We start from the raw sequence: 18,462 nt of genomic DNA, 5'->3' as shown, positions 1-18,462 counted from the left end.
CTCCTGGGCGTCAGGCCTTCGCCGGGTCCAGGCAGGAGCGCCGTCTCACATCAGTCCTCACGGGACAAGCACCGCAAGCGCTCCCTGCCGGGATCCACCGTGCGAAGGGAAGGTAGCGCCATCAGCACTCCCGCCGCCGCGCGCCCGTTACCCGTGCCGGACGAGACGTCCGGTCCCTACTGGTCGGCCGCGGCCGACCACATCCTGGCGCTCGCCCGCTGCGCTCGCTGCGGGTCGTTCGCCCTCCCGCCCGACCAGGTCTGCCCGCACTGCCGCAGCACCGACCCGGACTACGCGTTCGAACCGGTCAGCGGCCGCGGCACCGTCCGCTCCTGGACGGTCGTCCGGCAGTCGGGCCTGCCCGGGTTCGCCGCCGACCTGCCGTTCGTGCTCGTCGACGTGGAGCTCGCCGAGCAGACCGAACTGCGCATGATCGGACGCCTCCTCGACGGTCCCGGTGCGCTGGCCGGCACCGACCCCGCGCTGCGCCTGGGCGCCCGGGTCCAGGTCGCCTTCGAGGACGTCCACCCCGGTGTCGGCGTCCCCGCGTTCACCCTCGCCGAAGCGGCGAGTGTCGCTGAACCGTCCGGAGGTGTGCGGTGAGCGGGCGGCGGTTCGCGGCCCGGAACAAGGTCGCCGTCGTCGGGTACGCGCACAGCGCCGTGCAGCGGCACGCCGCGCGCCCGCTCGGCGCGGTGACGCTGGAGACCGCGCGGGCCGCGATCGCCGACGCCGGGCTCACCCCCGCGGACATCGACGGGATCGTGACCTCGGCACTGTTCCCCACCGCGGGGTCGCACGCCGTCCAGGACGGGGTCAGCTCCGTGCCGGCGACCTGGCTGGCCGAGCGGCTGTCCAGCGGTGCACGCCATGTCGCCGGGTTCCACGGCATCGGCCAGATCCCCGGCATGGTCGGCATGGCGGTCAACGCGGTCGCGAGCGGTGCCGCGGAAACCGTGGTGGTCTACCGGGCGCTGCACAACCCGCCCGGCAAGTACCACGCCAACAGCATGGAACGGGCCGCCGGCCCGGCGCAGTGGACGGCCCCACAGGGCTTCTTCGGCCCGCTGGCCATGATCGGCCTTCCGTACACCGAGTACCTGCAGCGGTACAACGCGGACCGGGCGGCGATGGCCTCCGTCGTGGTCGAGGCGCGCAAGAACGGGTCCCGCATCCCGTGGTCGTACTGGCACAAGCGGCCGCTGACCGCCGCCGAGTACCTGGCCGCGCCGATGATCAGCGACCCGGTCTGCCGGTACGACTGCGACATCCCCGTCGAGGGGGTGGCGGCCTTCGTCCTCACCTCGGCCGAGCGCGCCGCCGACCTGCCGCACCGGCCGGTGTACGTCTCCGGTTTCGCCAGCGGCCTGCCGGCGCGGCGGCGGCTGCCGCTGCACTGGCCGCTCGACGACATCATGGACGTCGGCACCGAGACCGCCCGCCGCCTGTGGGAGGCCAGCGGGGTCGGGCCGGCCGAGGTCGACCTGCCGCAGCTCTACGACGGGTTCTCGCCGTTCGTCTACTTCTGGCTGGAGGCCCTCGGCTTCTGCCCGCGCGGCGAGGCGCACCGGTTCGTCCAGGACGGGCGGATCGACAGCGACCGCCCGGACGGCCTGCCGGTGCTCTCCGGGGGCGGCGCGCTCGGCAACGGCCGGATGCACGGCATCCCGCAGATGCTCGAGTGCTACCTGCAGCTCGCCGGCCGTGCCGGTGAGCGCCAGCGCGCCGGCGCGACGGTCGGTGTCGCGTGCCACTCCTCCCCGCACTACGGCGGCGCCGTCGTCTACACGGCCGATCCGTCCTGACGCCGATCCGTCCTGATTCTGTGCCCCAGTGCCTTAGAGAAAGCGAGAGAGCCGGTGGATGACCTCATCGCCGAGCGGCGCTCCTACGTCGCCGGCACCTGGGTGGACGGCGACGAGCCGCTCGCCGTGGAGAACCCGGCGGACGAGTCGCATGTCACCGACGTCTCCGTCACCCCGCTCGCCGAGATCGAGCGGGCCGTCACCGAGGCGCGGCGCTGCTTCGACGCCGGCACGTGGGCGGACACCCCGCCGGCCGAACGGGCCCGGGTGCTGCACGCCTTCGTCGACCACATCGTGGCCCACCGCGCCGCGTTCGTCGCCACCATGGTCGCCGAGGCGGGCCAGCCGGCGTCGTTCGCCGAGCGGGCCCAGCTCGGTGCCGGGGTGGCGCTGGCGCGGGGCACGATCGACCTGTACCTGTCGATGCAGCACGAGGACCACAACCCGCTGCCGGTCGACGACCTGCTGCGTGGCGGGGCGGCCCTGAGCATCCGCCGGCATGAGCCGGTCGGCGTGGTCACCGCGATCACGCCGTACAACGGCGCGATCATCATGGCGTTCCAGAAGCTCATCCCGGCGCTGATGGCGGGCAACTCGGTGATCCTGCGGCCGAGTCCGCTCACCCCGATCTCCTCGCTGCTGTTCGGGGCGGCGGCGGACGCCGCCGGGCTGCCGGCGGGCACGCTGAGCGTCGTCGTGGAGGCCGGCTCCACCGGCGCGGAGCTGCTGACCAGCCATCCGTTCGTCGACATGGTCTCGTTCACCGGCTCGACCGCGGTGGGCCGGCGGATCCTCGCCCAGGCCGCGCCGACGGTGAAGCGGGTCGCGTTGGAGCTCGGCGGCAAGTCGGCCCAGATCTACCTGCCGGACGCGGTCGGCCGGGCGCCGGCGGGTGCTGCCGCGGTGGTCGCGGCGACAGCCGGGCAGGCGTGCGTCGCCGCCACCCGGATGCTCGTGCCGCAGGACCGCAAGGACGAGGTCGTCGAGGCGGTGGCGCGGGCGTACGCGGCCATCACCGTCGGCCCGCCCAGCGACCCGACGGCGCGGATGGGCCCCGTCATCAACGCGGCGGCCCGGGAACGCTGCGAGCGGTTCGTCGCCACCGCCGAGGAACACGGCGGCAAGGTCGCCTTCGGCGGGGGCCGGCCGGCCGGCCTCGACCGCGGCTACTACTTCGAGCCGACCGTGCTCGACCTGCGGGACAACACCAACCCGGCGGCCCGCGAGGAGATCTTCGGCCCGGTGATCAGCATCATCGGCTACCGCGACCTGGATGACGCGGTGCACATCGCCAACGACAGCGACTACGGCCTGTCCGGCCAGGTCTTCGGCGCGGACGTCGCCGCGGCGACGGCGGTCGCCCGCCGGCTGCGCACCGGCGCGGTCAACGTCAACGTCGGCGGCATGTTCAGCGCGTACGCGCCGAGCGGCGGCTACAAGCAGAGCGGCCTGGGCCGCGAGCGGGGACCGGACGGCATCCGTGCCTTCCAGGAGGTCAAGCATCTCGCGATCAGCGACCCCCGCTGACGACCGCCCGCCGACCAGGCGGACTGACGATCGACAAGGAGCGGCAATGACTGACAACCTCTCGCTCGACTGGCTGATCTCGGTCGACGACCACGTGCTCGAGCCGCCGAACCTGTGGCTGGACCGGCTCCCGGCGAAGGACCGCGACCGGGCCCCGCACATGGAGTTCGACGCCGACGGCATGGACGCCTGGGTCTACGACGGGAAGCGCTTCCCCAGCTCGGGGCTGAGCGCGGTTGCCGGCAAGGAGAAGGAGGAGTTCAGCCCGAACCCCCTGAAGTACTCCGAGATGCGGCCGGGCTGCTACGACGCCGCCGCCCGCGTCGAGGACATGAACCGCGCGGGCATCCTCGCCTCGCTGTGCTTCCCGACCATCACCCGGTTCTGCGGCCAGCTGTTCATGGAGGCCAGTGACCGGGACTTCGGGCTGGTCTGCCTGAAGGCCTACAACGACTGGATGATCGAGGAGTGGTGCGGCGCCGCGCCGGGCCGCTACATCCCGCTGGTGCTGATCCCGCTGTGGGACCCGAAGCTCGCCGCCCGCGAGCTCGAGCGCTGCGCCGCCAAGGGCGCGACGACGTTCGCCTTCTCGGAGAACCCGGCGCCGCTCGGCCTGCCGACCATCCACGACAAGGACCGGTACTGGGACCCGGTGATGGCCGCGGCGAACGACCTGGAGATGGTCGTGTCGATGCACGTCGGCTCGTCGTCGCAGGTGCCGAAGATCGCCCCGGACGCGCCGTTCATGGCGAACCTGACCTGGGGCGCGATGCGCACCTCGGGCGCGATGCTCTCCTGGCTGTTCAGCGGCATGTTCCAGCGGTACCCGAAGCTGAAGATCGCCCTGTCCGAGGGCGAGATCGGCTGGATGCCGTACTACCTGGAGCGCGCCGAGCAGGTGCTCGACAAGCAGCGGCACTGGGTCAAGAAGGGCGTCCAGTGGAACGACCACGCCGCCGCGGCCAACCTCGACCTGGACACGCTCGACATCCGGGCGACGTTCCGTGAGCACGTCTACGGCTGCTTCATCGAGGACCATCACGGTATCGCCAGCATCGCCGAGATCGGCGAGGACAACATCATGTGCGAGACCGACTACCCGCACTCCGACTCCACCTGGCCGAACTGCATCCAGACGGTCAAGGGCATCATCGGCCACCTCCCGGCCGAGACGCAGTACAAGATCCTGCGCGGCAACGCGGAGCGGCTCTACCGCTTCACCCCGGCCGAGCCGCCCGTCCTCAGCGGCGTCTGAGTGGGCGCCCCCTCGGTCGCCGTCGACCGCGAGCGCTGTGTCGGCAGTGGGATGTGCGTCCTCTACGCGCCGGACAGCTTCGCCCACGACGAGGTGGCCAAGGTCGTCGTCCTGGACCCGATGGGTGACGAGGAGGACGTGATCGGTTCCGCCGTGGACGCCTGCCCGACCGGCGCACTGCGGCTGGCACAGGAGCTGACACAGGAGAAGGGAACGTGACGAGCATGCTGCTCGACGGGAAGGTCGCCGTGGTGACCGGCGCCGGATCGGGGGTCGGGCGGGCCTCCGCCCTGCGCTTCGCCGCGGAGGGCGCCCTGGTCGTGTGCGCGGACATCAGCCTCGACGGTGCCGAGGAGACGGTCCGCGAGATCGAGAAGCTCGAGCGGCCGGGCGGGACGGGCGGGACGGACGGCGCCGCGGCGCGGGCCGTCGCCGTGCGGTGCGACGTCTCCGTGGAGGCGGACGTGGCCGGCGCGCTCGAGCACGCCGCCGAGCGGTTCGGCACCCTCGACATCGTGTTCAACAACGCCGGGGTGCCGACCCCACGGCTCGGGGCGAAGCTGGAGGACCACTCGGTCGACGACTTCGACCGCCTGATCGCCGTCAACCTGCGCGGGGTGTTCCTCGGTAGCAAGCACGCGGTGCTCCGGTTCAAGCAGCAGGGCGGCGGCGGGGTCATCCTCAACACCGGCTCCGTCGCCGGGATCGTTGCCTGGGGCGGCTCGGTGTACGGCGCGACCAAGGGCGGCGTGCACCAGCTGACCCGGGCCGTCGCGATCGAGGGGGCCCCGTTCGGGATCCGGGCCAACGCGATCTGCCCGGCCGGGATGCCGTACACCGGTTTCATGACAGCCGGCGGCCTGGGCGGCGACGAGGAGACCACAGCGGCGGTGGCCCGCCAGACCGGGGCCAACCACCCGCTGGGTCGGCCGATCACCGCGGAGGACTGCGCCGAGGCGGCGGTGTTCCTGGTCTCGGACCGGGCCGCCAACATCACCGGCGTCCTCCTTCCGGTCGACGGCGGATATCTGGCCAGGTGAGGACGGATGAGCGGAGTGATCCAGGTGAACGACCGCGGCAGCGGTGCCCCGCCGACGGCGGCGGTGCTCGACCGGGACCGGCTGCGGGAGCTGTTCGACCTGCGCAGCAGCTACAACGCGCGCAGCGGCGGCGACTACGAGGATGACCCCAACCCGGTCTGGCACGAGCTGCGCGAGCAGGGCCCCGTGCACGAGGGCATCGTCCACGAGCTGACCGGCTACGACCGGCCCGCCCTGTTCCAGGGCCTGCCCTACCCGGACCGGCCACACTTCTCGGTGTTCTCGTTCGACGTGTGCGACCAGGTCTTCCGCGACAACGAGACCTTCGCGTCGTCGCCGCAGGCCGTCGACCCCACCGGGGGCCAGATCGGCGCGAGCAGCAGCATGCTGTCGATGGGCGGCGCCCAGCACCGCCGCTACCGCGCGCTCGTCCAGCCGTCGTTCGTCCCGGCCCGCGGGCCGTGGTGGATCACGAACTGGATCGAGGAGACGGTGCACGCCCTCATCGACCGGTTCGCCGGCGACGGTGCCGCCGAGCTGAACGTCGACTTCTGCGCGGCGATCCCGGTGCTGACGATCACCAGCAGCTTCGGGGTCGCCGTCGAGGAGGCGCTGCACATCCGCGAGGTGCTCCACGACTCGCCGGAGGCGATCCGCATGCTCGCGCCGATCGTCGCCGCCCGGCGCGAGGCGCCGCAGGACGACCTGATCAGCGTGCTGGTCCAGGCGGAGATCACCGACGAGGACGGGGTGCGCCACCAGCTGTCCGACCACGAGATCTACACGTTCGCGATCCTGCTGCTGCTTGCCGGTTCCGGCACCACCTGGAAGCAGATGGGCATCACGCTGACGGCCCTGCTGCGCCGGCCCGAGGTGCTCGAGGCCGTCCGGGCCGACCGGTCGCTGCTGCGCCCGGCCGTGGAGGAGTCGGTGCGCTGGTCACCCACCGACCCGATGTTCGCCCGTTTCGCCACCCGGGACGTCGAGCTCGGCGGGCTGGCGATCCCGCGCGGGTCGGTGGTGCACCTGTGCCTGGGAGCCGCGAACCGGGACCCGGCCCGGTGGGACCGGCCCGACGAGTTCGACATCCACCGCCCGATGAAGCGCTCGCTCGGCTTCGGCAGCGGCGCCCATGTGTGCCTCGGCATGCACGTCGCCCGGGCCGAGATCACCGTCGGGATCGGTGCGCTGCTCGACCGGCTGCCGAACCTGCGCCTCGACCCGGCCGCCGAGCCCCCGCGCCTCATCGGCATGTACGAGCGCGGCGCGACCGAGATCCCCGTCCTGTTCGACAGCTGAGCCCTCTTATAGCAGTACTGACACGGCAGGAGACAGTCCAGCATGAGTGAGCCCGGATACCGTCCGCCGGATCTCTCCCTGCGCGGCGCGGAGCACATCGCGCGCTACCGGGAGACCGACGGTGCGGTCGGCTACGAGTGGAACGGCGTGCCGACCCTGTTACTCACCACGACCGGCCGGCGCTCCGGGCAGCCCCGGACGTCCGCGCTGATCTTCGGGCGGGACGGTGACAACTACCTCGTCATCGCCTCCAAGGGCGGATCGCCGGCGGCACCCCTGTGGTACGAGAACCTGACCGCGCAGCCGGCGGCGGAGATCCAGGTCCGCGCGCAGCACCTGCCGGTGGTCGCGCGGACCGCCTCCGACGAGGAGAAGCCTCGACTATGGAAGATCATGACCGAGGTCTGGCCGAACTACAACGTGTACCAGGCCAGAACGGAGCGCCCGATACCCGTGGTCGTGCTGTCCCCGGCGCCCGCGGCGTCCGCGGCCTAGACACCGGTACCGTCGGAGGCGTGTCCTGGGCCGACCGTGCCGTGGACCGGTCGCCGCTGGTTCAGCGGTCCCGGTCCCGCAGCATGCAGCAGATGAAGGTGATCGTCGACGCCGCGCGGCGACTGATCACCAGCAGGGGTTCCTCCTTCACGACGCAGGACCTCGTGAAGGAGGCCGGCGTCGCCATGCAGACCTTCTACCGGCACTTCCCGGGGAAGGACCAGCTCCTGCTCGCGGTCATCGAGGACGTCATCAGCGAGCAGACCACGCACTACCGGGAGCGGGCGGCACACGAGCCGGACCCGCTCGCCCGCCTGCGCCTGCACATCCAGGCGGCCCTGTCCGCCATCGACCGCGACCGCGAGGCCGCCGGTGATGGTGCCGGCACTGGCGAGGGCGTCGGCGCTTCCGGTGGCGGGGGTGGCGGCGGCAACGGCGTCAGGCTCGGTGTGGGCGGCGGCGCGCGGTTCATCACCGCCGAGCACTGGCGGCTGCACCAGCTCTACCCCGACGAGGTCGAGCACGCCACCCGCCCCTTCGCCAGTCTCGTCGCCGGCGAGCTGGAAGCCGCACGCGACGCCGGGCTCATCGCACCCATCGACACCGCGGAGGCCGCGGAGTTCGTCAACCTGCTGGTGCGGGCGGTGTTCCACCACTACGCCTTCGCATCCCACAAGAACGAGTCGGCCGCCGAGGTCGGTGACCGCGTCTGGGCGTTCTGCCTGCGCGGCCTCGGTGCCAGCGCCGATGCCGTCACCGGGAGCGCCGGCGCCGGCGCGAGGGCCGCCGCCGCCGGCGGAACAGCCACCAGCTGAGCCACTACGGGCCTGGGCCACCAGGCAGGGGCCTGGGTCACCGCGGGCTCAGCCCGAGCCACCGGGCGCGGGTGCGGGTGCCTCTCGGAGGTCGTCCCGTGCCCGCGCCTTTCGCCGTGGTCAGTGGGTGGTGCCGCCGCTGCGCCTGCCCCCCTGCCAGCCATGCCAGCGCAGGACCTCGATCCAGGCGCTCACCCGGCCCCGGCCCCGGTCGGGATAGGGCCCGCCGGTGTAGTGCGTGGAGATCCGGTCGATGTCGACCAGCCCGGGGTCGGGCACCAGCTCCACCACCCGGCCCTGCAGGCTGACATGGGTGTACCAGTCGCCGCTGCGCAGGACGGTGAGCGAGACCCGCGGGTCCGCCCGGAGGTAGTCGAGGCGCCGGCGGCCCTCGTCCATGTTGACCAGGATGCGGTCCTTCTCCCACAGGTACCACGTCGCCACCGAGACGGGCTGGCCGTCCGGCCGCAGCGTCGTGATGACGCTCGGGTTCGGCGCGGTGAGCAGCTCACCGAGTTCCGCGGGCACGGACTGTGTCGCCACGGCCCCTCCTTCCGACCCGACGGGACGCCGGATCCTGCTGGTCTCCTTCCTACCCGACGGCTCCGGCTCGGATGACGCGTGACCTGCAGGGGAGCCGACCAGGGCTAAGTGGAGGCCTGTCGTCCGGTTGTGCTAGCGTAAATGGAGGAAATTCTTCCGGTAGCGCTCGGCTCTGCCGTCGGCCCGCGGGCCGGGCAGGGCCGTCAGCACACAAGACCCCGAGGGACCAGGTATGACCGAGGTGTCCGTGCCGGTGGGGAACGCCGGCCCGCAGGGGACCGCCCAGACCGCGGGCCCGCCCGGCCGTCAGGCCGCGGCGGAGGTCGAGATCAGGCCCCCCGTGTCCCCCGGCCGGGCGAGCCTCGAGCTCGTCGTGGTCGGCTTCGCCGCGCTGCTGGTGGCGATGGCGCAGGGGCTGCTCGTGCCGGTGCTGTCGATCCTGCCGGCCGAGCTGAACACCACGCACACGAACGTCGAGTGGCTGCTGACGTCCACGCTGCTGGTCGCAGCCGTCGCCGTACCCGTGATGGGGCGGCTCGGCGACATGTTCGGCAAGCGCCGCATGCTGCTCGTGGCGATGGCCGCCCTGGCCGTCGGATCCCTGATGGCCGCACTGACCAGCAACGTCGCGCTGCTGATCGTCGGGCGGGCCGTCCAGGGCCTGTCCGCGGCCGCGATTCCGCTCGGGATCAGCCTGCTCGTGTCGCTGCTGCCGAAGGAGCGGGTCGGGTCGGCCGTCGCGCTGATCAGCTCCATGCTCGGTGTCGGCGCGGCGCTGAGCCTGCCGCTGGCGGGCCTGATCGCCGAGCATGCCGACTTCCACGTGCTCTTCTGGATCACCGCTGTCGGTGGTGTGCTGTCGTTCGCGCTGATTCTCGCGATCGTTCCCGAGGCTCCCAGCCGCACCGGGGGGCGGGTCGACCTGGTGGGAGCGGCGCTGCTGAGCGCCGGGCTGGTCGCGCTGATGCTCCCGCTCGCCGAAGCAGGCAACTGGGGCTGGGGCTCGCCGTGGGTGCTCGGCCTGCTGGCCCTCGGTGTGGTCCTGCTGGTGACGCTCGGAACGGTCGAGCGCCGGATCCGTGACCCGCTCGTCGACATGGCGGCCTTCCTGCGCCGCCCGTTGCTGCTGACGAACATCGCCTCGCTGCTGTTCGGCTTCGCCCTGTTCGCCTCGATGATCGGCACGGCGTCGTTCGTGCAGGCGCCGGAGGAGACCGGGTACGGCTTCGGCTCGTCGCTGGTCGTCGGCGGCCTCGCGATGCTGCCGAGCGGTATCGGCATGCTGCTCCTGGCACCCGTCGCCGCACGGATGGTGGTGCGGTTCGGCGGCGCGCCCACGCTCGCCGTCGGCGCTGTCGTGGTGGCCCTCGGCTGGGGTACGCGCATCATCTTCTCCGACTCGCTGGGGCAGATCATCCTGTGCAACACCGTGGTCGGCATCGGAACGGGCATCGGCTACGCCGCCATGCCCTCGCTCATCAACCTCTTCACCCCGCCGACCGAGATCGCGGCGGCAAACGGCCTGAACGCGCTGTTCCGTTCGATCGGCAGCTCGCTGGCCAGCGCCATCGGGGGCAGCATCCTCGCGGCGCAGACGGTGTCCGTCGGCACCGCCGAGCTGCCCTCGCTCGAGGGTTACCAGGTGCTGTTCGCCATGTGTGCCACCGCCGCCGTGATCGCCGCGCTCCTGTCGGTGGCCATCCCGCGGGGCCGGTCCGCCAGTTCCGGCACGGCGGGCTGACAGAGTTCATCCGGCATCCGGCATCCGGCATCCGGCATCCGGCATCCGGTGCCGGAACCGCACCCGTCAGGGCGGCGGTTCCGGCACCGACGGTGCATATGCTGCGTGGCATGCGCCTTCACGTGGGATGCGCGATGTGGAGTCACCGGTCCTGGCAGGGGCGTTTCCTGGCGCATCCGCTGCCGGCACACGAGCGGCTGCGCAGCTACGCCAGCTGGTGCAACGCGGTCGAGGGGAACACCACGTTCTATGCCACCCCGAACCGCGAGACGGCGCTTTCCTGGGCCCGGCAGACCGACCCCGGGTTCCGCCTCGTCGTCAAACTCCCGAAAACCATCACCCACGACCGCTGCCTGACCGACGTCGACGACATCGCCCGCTCCTTCCTGGACGCGATCGAGCCGCTCGGCCCCCGGGTGCACGCGGTGTGGGCACAGCTGCCCGCAGCCTTCGGGCCGGCCGACGTCGGGCTGCTCGGCCGGTTCCTGAGCCGGCTCGGCACCGGCCACCGGTACGCCGTCGAGGTCCGCCATCCGGCGTTCTTCGAGAATCCGCGCGCGGCGAGCCTGCTCACGTCGGCACTCGCGCCGCTGGACGCCGAATGGATCCCCTTCGACACGACGGTGTTCTTCCGCAGCCCGCCGACGAGCGACGCCGAGCGGGACGCCTGGGCCAAGAAGCCCCGCACCCCCCTGCGCACAGAGGCGCTGACCGCCCGCCCGATCGTCCGCTACCTCGGCCGGGACGATGCGGAGCGGACCGTCGAGGGCTGGCAGCCCTGGGTCGACGTCGTCACCGGATGGCTGCGCGAGGGCCGTTCGCCCACGGTCTTCATCCACACCCCGGACAACGCCGACGCGCCGCTGCTCGCCCGGCGTTTCCACGACGACGTCCGGGCCCGGGTTCCGGAACTCGAGGTGTTGCCGACGCCGATTCCCACGGAGCCCCTGACGCTGTTCTGAGGCTTCGCGACCTCCACGGTCCTCGCGGCCTTCGGCCGAAATGCGGAAAAGGCGACTGACGGTGCATTCCTGCTAATGTGCGTCGTTCCGTGTGGCGGGATTCCGGAGCGCCGGGATCCCGAACGAAGGGGTGGGGCATGGCGGAGGACCGCGAAAAAGCACCAGAGGAACAATCCGGAGTGGCCGCTACCCAACCCGCGCCGGCGCCGGCGCCGGCACCGCCGCCGCCGTCTCCTGAGGCCCCGGAGGCTCCGGAGAGCTCGGAGAGCTCGGATCCGGGCGCGGCTCCGGCAGCGAGCGCGGGACCGGCGGCGGTCGCGGCAGCAGGCCCTGTTCCGGCCCAGGGGCCAGCGGCGGTACCGGTCGACCACGGGCCCGTGCCGCCAGGCGTTCCCGGGAGTCCGTGGTCGCCCTACGGCTGGTATCCGCCACAGCCGCCCGCGGCGCCCGCGGGCGCGCCGGCGTGGCACGGCTGGCTGCTCGCCGTGATCACGGTGTTCTCCGCCGCGGCCGTCGCGCTGAGCGCACTCACAGTCGTCCGTGACGACCGCGAGGACCTGGCACGCGACCTCGCCTGGGAACTGAACGGCGCCAGCCCCGAGGAGGAGGGTTTCTACGGCCCGACGATGTCGGGTATGGGTCCGGTGTCGGGCGGGATCTCCGGCTGCCCCGAACCCCTGGGTGGTGTGACGGATCTGGGTCCGCGGTCACCGGACGAGACAGACCCCGTCGTCGCCGCGGGCGAGACGGTGGTCCTCCGTTACGACATGCTCGACTGCGAGCAGCCCGTCTCCTTCAGCCTCACCGTCGACAACGTCCGCCGGCAGGAGACGGCCCCCGAAGGGGGATATCCGACGCGGCCCCGCAACGGCACCTACGTCGTGGTGGACGTGACGGTGCAGAGCCCGAACTACGGGTGGCCCGACTTCCTCACGTTCTCCATCCAGGGCCCTGACGGGAGGATCACCACTCCGCTCTTCTCGGATTCGATGTTCGGCGTGGACGTCGGCGAGCCCGGTTCCCCGACGACCACGACGCTCGTCTTCGACGTCACCGACGGGTACGACCTCGTCCGGTTCGACGACCCGGGCCCGGGCAGCGTCTCCTGGCGCATCTGACCACCGCGACCGCGACCGAGCCCTGGCCGAACCGGTCGGCCAGGGCTCGACGGGCAGCATCGGACAATGGTTCTCGCCACCTGTGCCGGATGTGGTCGGCCGGGCACTGAGTAAACCTCGCACCGACCTGCTCCATCAAGCTCCCTGAAATGGGATAATCGGCGCGTGGATATCTGGAACAGTGATCGGCAGCTGTCCGACGAGGAATCCGAGTTCGGCCGGCTGTCCGATGCTCTGCGGGTGTTGCAGGACACGATCAGTGGTGTTCGGCTCCCGGCGGAGGTGGCGGCCCGGGCCCGGCAGGGGATGGAAGAACTGACCGGCCTCATGAAGCCGTATTCCGTGCCGGAGGCCGTGCAGGCCTCGGGCCGGATTCCCGGTATCCCGGGCCGGGCGCAGGCGCTGCTTCCGGTGGTGCACGTCGACGAGGCCGACGAACTGCGCCTGGCCGGGCACGTGACCTTTGGCCGCTATTATCTCGGCGGTTTCGGTGCGGCCCACGGCGGGGCCATCCCGCTGATGTTCGACGAGATGATGGGGCGCCTTTCGAATGCCGGTGGGCGCCCGATGGCACGCACGGCCTACCTGAACGTGAACTTCCGCACCATCACTCCGATCGACGTCAGGCTGCGGGTGGAGATCCTGTTCGGTGGGGAGGAGGGGCGCAAGCGGTACATCACCGGTGCGATCTACGACGGGGAGACCGTGACCGCTGACGCCGAGGCCCTGTTCATCACCCTCCTGCCCGGCCAGCGCTGACCCGGTTCCGGGGCGGACCCGGTGCCCGGGCCCGGGCCCGGGCACCGGGAGACGGTCAGGCTGGCCGGTCGACCCCCGGCTGGCTCATGGTCGCGGCCGCCGCCGGGTCCGCGCCCGCGTCGGTGGGGGGCACGCTCGCGGCGTCCACGCTCGGGGCGGGGCGGTGCCGGGGGATCAGCACGGCGGCGAGGGCCGCGCAGGTGGCGGCGCCGGTCGCGAGCCAGAAGGCCCGGGTGAAGGCACCGTCGGTGGGCAGCGGGTGGTCCACGGTCTCACTGGCTGCGAGCAGGGTGGCGACGACCTGCGAGCCGAGCGCCGCGCCGACCGAGCGCACCAGCGCGTTCACCCCGGTGGCCTGCCCGGTCGCGTCGGCCGGGGCGGACACGACGATGATGTTCGGAACCACCGACATGCTCAGGCCGATCCCGATGAAGACGACGCATGTCGTCGCGACCACCACACCCTCATTGCCGTGGTTGGCGGCCAGCAGGGCCAGGCCGGCGGCGGCGAGCAGGAACCCGCCCGTGAGAGGCTTGCGGGCGCCGAGCCGCAGGCTGACCCGGCCGGCGTTCGCGCCGATGAGCAGCATGGCGACCGAGGCGGGCAGGAGCAGCAGGCCGGCGCCGGTGGCGTCCAGCCCGAACCCGTAGCCGACCGACTCCGGCGCCTGCGCGATCTGCGGGACGAGCACGAACGCGCCGAACATGCAGGAGCCGGCCAGCAGGGTGGCGAAGTTGGTGGCCAGGATGACCGGGCGGCCCAGCACCCGCATGTCGACCAGGGGTTCGGCGACCCGGCGCTCGAACAGCCCGAAGCACACCAGGACCACCAGGCCGGCGGCCATCAGCCCCAGGGTGCGCGGGCTGCTCCAGCCCCAGCTGGACGTCTGCGTGAGCGCGACGAGCGGCGTCGTCAGCCCGACGGCGAGCAGCAGGGCGCCGGGCAGGTCGATCCGGCCGGGGGTGCGGGTGCCGCACTCCCGCAGCCGCAGCGCTCCGACCGCGGCGGCGCCGGACATGATCGCCCCGATCCAGAAGATCCAGCGCCAGGAGGCGTGGTCGAGCAGCAGGCCGCCGACGAGCAGGCCGGCACCGGCGCCGATACCGGCGATCGCCGCGATCAGGCCGATGGCGCCCGGCTGGCGGCGCTCCGGGAACGTCTCGCGGATGATCCCGAAGCACAGCGGGAAGATCCCGCCGCCGGAGGCCTGGAGAACCCGCGCCGCCACCACCAGCCAGATGCTGCCGGCGAGCGCCGCCGCCACGCTGCCGACGGCGAACAGCAGCAACGCGACGATGAGGAGCCGACGCCGGCCGAACATGTCGCCGAGCCGCCCCATGATCGGGGTGAGGATCGCGGCGGCGATGAGGTACGCGCTGAACACCCACGAGACGTTCGCCGGGGTGGTGTGCAGCGCCTCGGTCAGCACGCCGACCCCGGGGACGACCGTGGTCTGCGCGATGGAGAAGGCCGTCGCGGCCATCACCAGCACGGCCATCGAGCCGTTGACCGACGGGCCGTTCCCGGCAGCGGGGTCCCCGGCGGCGGCCTCCCCGCCGGCCGCGGGGGAGCCGGGCTCCTGCCTCGGTGGCATCAGGCGGCGGCTTTTTCCAGGATGTGCACCCCGCAGGCGCTGCCGAGCCCGATGACGTGCGCGAGCCCGACGCGGGCGCCGGGGATCTGCCGCTCGCCGGCCTCGCCGCGCAGGTGATGGCAGATCTCCCAGATGTTGGCGATGCCGGTCGCCGCGATCGGGTGGCCCTTGGACTCCAGGCCGCCGCTGACGTTGACCGGGATCGTCCCGTCCCGCCAGGTGGCGCCCGACTCGAAGAGGTCGACGGCGCCGCCGGGCTCGCACAGGCTGAGGTTGTCGTAGTGCACCAGCTCGGCGGTGGCGAAGCAGTCGTGCAGCTCGACGAGGTCGAGCTCGCTCGGGCCGATCCCGGCCTGCTCGTAGGCCTTCGCGGCGGCCTGGCGGGTGAGCGTGTTGACGTCCGGCAGCACCTGGCAGGCGTCCTGCCACGGGTCGCTGGTGAGCACCGACGCACTGATCTTCACGGCACGCCGGCGCTGCTCGGGATCCATCCGCCGCAGCCGGCTGTCACTGACGACGACCGCGGCCGCCGCGCCGTCGCAGTTCGCCGAGCACATCGGTCGGGTGTTCGGGTAGGCGATCATGACGTCGTTCATGATCTCGTCGAGGGTGAAGCGGCGGCTGTAGGCGGCGAGCGGGTTGAGGGTGGAGTGCGCGTGGTTCTTCTCCGCGATCCGCGCGAACAGCATGAAGTCGGCGCCGCCGTACCGGTGGCCGTACTCCAGGCCGATCTGCGCGAAGACGCCCGGCATGGAGTCGGTGCCGACCCGGCCCTCGAGCGGGGCGAGCGCGCCGAAGCGGCCCCGGCGTGACCAGGTGCCGTCCTCCTCCTTCGGCGGGGAGCCGAGCAGACCCGCACCGGCGAGCTTCTCGACGCCCACCGCCAGCCCGATGTCGGTCTCACCGGCCCGGATCGCCATGATCGCGACGCGCAGCGCGGTGGCGCCGGTGGCGCAGGCGTTCGCGACGTTGTAGACCGGGATGCCGGTCTGCCCGATCTGCTTCTGCAGCAGCTGGCCGAAGCTGGAGCTGCCGCCGGTCAGACTGCCGGCGGTGAGCACACCGACGTCGCGCATGGTGACGCCCGCGTCGGCGAGCGCCGCGAGCGCGGCCTCCGACGCGAGGTCGATGGTGTCCTTGTCCCGGTGCTTGCCGAACTTCGTCATCGAGATCCCGAGGATCCAGACGTCCTCCGCCATGGCTGACCTTCCGATCGTCTCCGCGAGCCTGCTGGGGTGTGCCGCGACCGGCACTGGTGCCGTGACCGGCACCGGACCGGCGCTAGACCGGCTCGAACCCGTACCCGACCGCCTCGACGCCCGCGGTGTCCGCCCCGAGGGGAACGGTGGCCAGCCGCACCTTCATCCCGAGAGTGACGTTCTCCGGGCGTGGCTCGATGTTCACCAGAACCCCGCGCACCTTCGTCCCGCCGCAGTCGACGACCGCCGCCACGAACGGCACCGGGACGCCTGGCGGGGCCAGCGACACGATCGAGAACGTGTACACCGTTCCCTCCCGGGGGAGGTCGACCGCCCGGAACTCCGTACCGCTACAGGACGCGCACGCGTTGCGCCGGTCGAAGAAGCGCGCGGAACACCGCACGCACTCCTGGGCGACGATATGCGGCTCGTCGCCGAGAACCAGATAATCCACCAGCGGAATCCGCTCTGCCACGAACAACTCCCCGCGCTCGGATGCGCGTCACGACGGCTGCGCGCGAATCCCGCCCGGAACCGGTGCCGGTGTATTGACGGCACGCCGGGAACCGGATAAGGCAAATCGCTTCCCGCGCTATTGACGGCTGACCCGCAACTGCTCTGCTGGTCTGTGTAGCTGCTCCGGCGCGTGTCGTGGCGGCGAATGGTCATCTTGGATTGGTCATCTTGGATTTGTCTGTCTGTATTTACACTAGGTTGAAGTACCTGTACTGTCAACCCGGTCGTGCGGAGGGGAGGACAGGCATGAAGGTCGCTCTTACGGTCAGGGACTTTCTGGAGCGCGCCGAGTCGGTGTATCCGGAGGCGCTCGCGGTGATCGACGAGCCGGGCCAGGCGGGTTCGCTGGGCCGGTTGTCGTACGCGGAGCTCGCGGCGCGTGCGCGTGGAGTGGGTGAGGGGCTGTCGCGCCTGGGCGTGCCGGTCGGCGGCCGGGTGGCGATCGTGTCCCCCAACTCGGGCCGCTTCCTCACCTCCTTCTTCGGGGTGTCCGGCAGCGGGCGCGTGCTGGTACCGGTGAACTTCCGTCTCGGGCCGGAGGAGGTGTCCTACGTGCTCCGGCACTCGGGCGCCGAACTGCTGCTGGTGGACCCGGACTACGCCGAGGCACTCGCCGAGGTGAAGATCCCCCAGCGGCTGGTGCTCGACGGGGTGTCCGACGCGGAACTGTTCGCTCCCGCGGACCCCGGCGGCGCCGCGGACGAGTGGGAGCCGGACGAGGACGCCGTCTGCACGATCAACTACACCTCCGGCACCACGGCGCGGCCCAAGGGGGTCCGGCTCACCCACCGCAACTGCTGGCTGAACGCGGCCTCGTTCGGCTGGCATACCACCGTCACCGAGCATGACGTGCACCTGCACACGCTGCCGATGTTCCACGTCAACGGCTGGGGCATGCCGTACGCGGTGACCGGCATGGGCGGCACGCACGTCGTCATCCGCAGGATCGACGGGGAGGACATCCTCACCCGGGTCGAGCGCGACGGCGTCACGCTCATGTGCGGGGCCCCCGCGGTGGTCGCCTCCATCCTCGACGCCGCCGCCGCGCGGGCCGAGGCCGGCCGCGAGATCCCCGGCCGGGACCGGGTGCGGATGGTGGTCGCCGGCGCGCCCCCGCCCAGCGCGGTGATCGCGCGGGTGGAGGAGCTGCTCGGCTGGGAGTTCATCCAGATCTACGGCCTGACCGAGGCGTCGCCGCTGCTCACGATCAACCGGGCCCGGCGCGGGTGGGAGAAGCTGCCCGCCCCCGAACGCGCCCGGCTGCTGGCGCAGGCCGGTGCCCCCGCGCTGGGCGTGCGGCTGCGCACCGACTCCTCCGGCGAGGTCCTGGCCAGGTCGAACCACGTCTTCGACGGCTACTGGGAACAGCCCGAGGAGACGGCCGCGGCGATCCGGGACGGCTGGTTCCACACCGGCGACGGCGGCACGTTCGACGGCTCGTCGCTCAGCATCACCGACCGGAAGAAGGACGTCATCATCACCGGGGGGGAGAACGTCTCCTCCATCGAGGTCGAGGACTGCCTCTACCAGCATCCGGACGTCACCGAGGCGGCGGTCATCGGCGTCCCGGACCCCAGGTGGGGCGAGACGGTCAAGGCTCTCGTCGTGCTGCGCCCGGAGTCCGCGGCGACCCCCGCCGAACTGATCGAGTTCTGCCGCGGCCGGATGGCGCACTACAAGTGCCCGACCAGCGTGGAGCTGCGGCCCGCCCTGGAACGCACCGCCACCGGCAAGCTGCAGAAGTTCAAGCTTCGCGCCCCCTACTGGGCCGGCCGTACCCGCGAGGTCAACTAG

At 71.9% G+C, this 18,462-nt stretch carries 18 protein-coding genes; 14 read left to right on the top strand and 4 right to left on the bottom strand.

Features of this window, described 5'->3' with window-relative positions; genetic code table 11:
- Window positions 1–99: 99 nt before the first annotated feature.
- From AB1460_RS24305 to AB1460_RS24265, 9 genes are read left to right on the top strand one after another with little or no spacing between them, the layout of a single operon-like run.
- Window positions 100–603, top strand: coding sequence for a Zn-ribbon domain-containing OB-fold protein (locus AB1460_RS24305; RefSeq protein WP_368964361.1), 504 nt, complete (start codon window positions 100–102; stop codon window positions 601–603).
- Window positions 600–1,805 (top strand): thiolase family protein, encoded by a 1,206-nt coding sequence (locus AB1460_RS24300; protein WP_368964360.1) that lies wholly within the window; start codon window positions 600–602, stop codon window positions 1,803–1,805. The genes AB1460_RS24305 and AB1460_RS24300 overlap by 4 nt, the downstream gene beginning before the upstream one ends.
- Window positions 1,806–1,859: 54 nt before the next feature.
- Entirely contained in the window at window positions 1,860–3,332 is a 1,473-nt protein-coding gene (locus AB1460_RS24295; RefSeq protein WP_368964358.1) for an aldehyde dehydrogenase family protein, read from the top strand.
- Window positions 3,333–3,378: 46 nt separating this feature from the next.
- Entirely contained in the window at window positions 3,379–4,587 is a 1,209-nt protein-coding gene (locus AB1460_RS24290) for an amidohydrolase family protein (RefSeq protein WP_368964356.1), read from the top strand.
- Window positions 4,588–4,806 carry a ferredoxin gene (locus AB1460_RS24285; RefSeq protein WP_018636080.1) on the top strand — a complete coding sequence of 73 codons (219 nt, stop codon included), beginning with the start codon at window positions 4,588–4,590 and terminating at the stop codon, window positions 4,804–4,806.
- Window positions 4,807–4,811: 5 nt separating this feature from the next.
- A complete protein-coding gene (locus tag AB1460_RS24280; RefSeq protein ID WP_368964363.1) occupies window positions 4,812–5,627 on the top strand; it encodes an SDR family NAD(P)-dependent oxidoreductase in 816 nt (271 codons plus the stop codon).
- 6 nt (window positions 5,628–5,633) lie between these two features.
- Entirely contained in the window at window positions 5,634–6,926 is a 1,293-nt protein-coding gene (locus tag AB1460_RS24275) for a cytochrome P450 (protein ID WP_368964354.1), read from the top strand.
- Between the two features lie 42 nt (window positions 6,927–6,968).
- A complete protein-coding gene (locus tag AB1460_RS24270) occupies window positions 6,969–7,421 on the top strand; it encodes a nitroreductase family deazaflavin-dependent oxidoreductase (RefSeq protein ID WP_368964353.1) in 453 nt (150 codons plus the stop codon).
- Between the two features lie 20 nt (window positions 7,422–7,441).
- Window positions 7,442–8,236 (top strand): TetR/AcrR family transcriptional regulator, encoded by a 795-nt coding sequence (locus tag AB1460_RS24265; protein WP_420497349.1) that lies wholly within the window; start codon window positions 7,442–7,444, stop codon window positions 8,234–8,236.
- A 120-nt stretch (window positions 8,237–8,356) separates the two neighbouring features.
- On the opposite strand, the gene AB1460_RS24260 is transcribed toward AB1460_RS24265, so the two are convergent.
- Window positions 8,357–8,779, bottom strand: coding sequence for a PPOX class F420-dependent oxidoreductase (locus tag AB1460_RS24260; RefSeq protein ID WP_368964349.1), 423 nt, complete (start codon window positions 8,777–8,779; stop codon window positions 8,357–8,359).
- Window positions 8,780–9,011: 232 nt separating this feature from the next.
- On the opposite strand from AB1460_RS24260, the gene AB1460_RS24255 reads away from it, so the two are divergent.
- The 4 genes from AB1460_RS24255 (at window position 9,012) to AB1460_RS24240 (ending at window position 13,359) form a co-directional block, all read left to right on the top strand.
- Window positions 9,012–10,520 carry an MFS transporter gene (locus AB1460_RS24255; RefSeq protein WP_368964348.1) on the top strand — a complete coding sequence of 503 codons (1,509 nt, stop codon included), beginning with the start codon at window positions 9,012–9,014 and terminating at the stop codon, window positions 10,518–10,520.
- 110 nt (window positions 10,521–10,630) lie between these two features.
- The gene (locus tag AB1460_RS24250) at window positions 10,631–11,482 is read left to right on the top strand and encodes a DUF72 domain-containing protein (RefSeq protein WP_368964347.1); all 852 of its coding nucleotides are present in this window, start codon (window positions 10,631–10,633) and stop codon (window positions 11,480–11,482) included.
- Window positions 11,483–11,859: 377 nt separating this feature from the next.
- Entirely contained in the window at window positions 11,860–12,600 is a 741-nt protein-coding gene (locus tag AB1460_RS24245) for a hypothetical protein (protein ID WP_368964345.1), read from the top strand.
- A gap of 165 nt (window positions 12,601–12,765) precedes the next feature.
- The gene (locus tag AB1460_RS24240) at window positions 12,766–13,359 is read left to right on the top strand and encodes a PaaI family thioesterase (protein WP_368964344.1); all 594 of its coding nucleotides are present in this window, start codon (window positions 12,766–12,768) and stop codon (window positions 13,357–13,359) included.
- 55 nt (window positions 13,360–13,414) lie between these two features.
- On the opposite strand, the gene AB1460_RS24235 is transcribed toward AB1460_RS24240, so the two are convergent.
- From AB1460_RS24235 to AB1460_RS24225, 3 genes are all read right to left on the bottom strand, one after another.
- Window positions 13,415–14,953 carry an MFS transporter gene (locus tag AB1460_RS24235; RefSeq protein WP_368964342.1) on the bottom strand — a complete coding sequence of 513 codons (1,539 nt, stop codon included), beginning with the start codon at window positions 14,951–14,953 and terminating at the stop codon, window positions 13,415–13,417.
- Complete coding sequence (locus AB1460_RS24230) at window positions 14,953–16,152, bottom strand: thiolase family protein (RefSeq protein WP_368964341.1); 1,200 nt, start codon at window positions 16,150–16,152, stop codon at window positions 14,953–14,955. The genes AB1460_RS24235 and AB1460_RS24230 overlap by 1 nt, the downstream gene beginning before the upstream one ends.
- Window positions 16,153–16,234: 82 nt before the next feature.
- Window positions 16,235–16,627, bottom strand: coding sequence for a Zn-ribbon domain-containing OB-fold protein (locus AB1460_RS24225; RefSeq protein WP_368964340.1), 393 nt, complete (start codon window positions 16,625–16,627; stop codon window positions 16,235–16,237).
- Window positions 16,628–16,914: 287 nt separating this feature from the next.
- Here AB1460_RS24225 and AB1460_RS24220 point away from each other — a divergent pair, with 287 nt between their 5' ends.
- A complete protein-coding gene (locus AB1460_RS24220; RefSeq protein WP_368964338.1) occupies window positions 16,915–18,462 on the top strand; it encodes an AMP-binding protein in 1,548 nt (515 codons plus the stop codon).

Source organism: Parafrankia sp. FMc2 (assembly GCF_041008525.1).
Classification (GTDB): domain Bacteria; phylum Actinomycetota; class Actinomycetes; order Frankiales; family Frankiaceae; genus Parafrankia.
The sequence above is the reverse complement of the archived record's forward strand: the minus strand, read 5'-3'. Positions and strand labels throughout refer to the sequence as shown.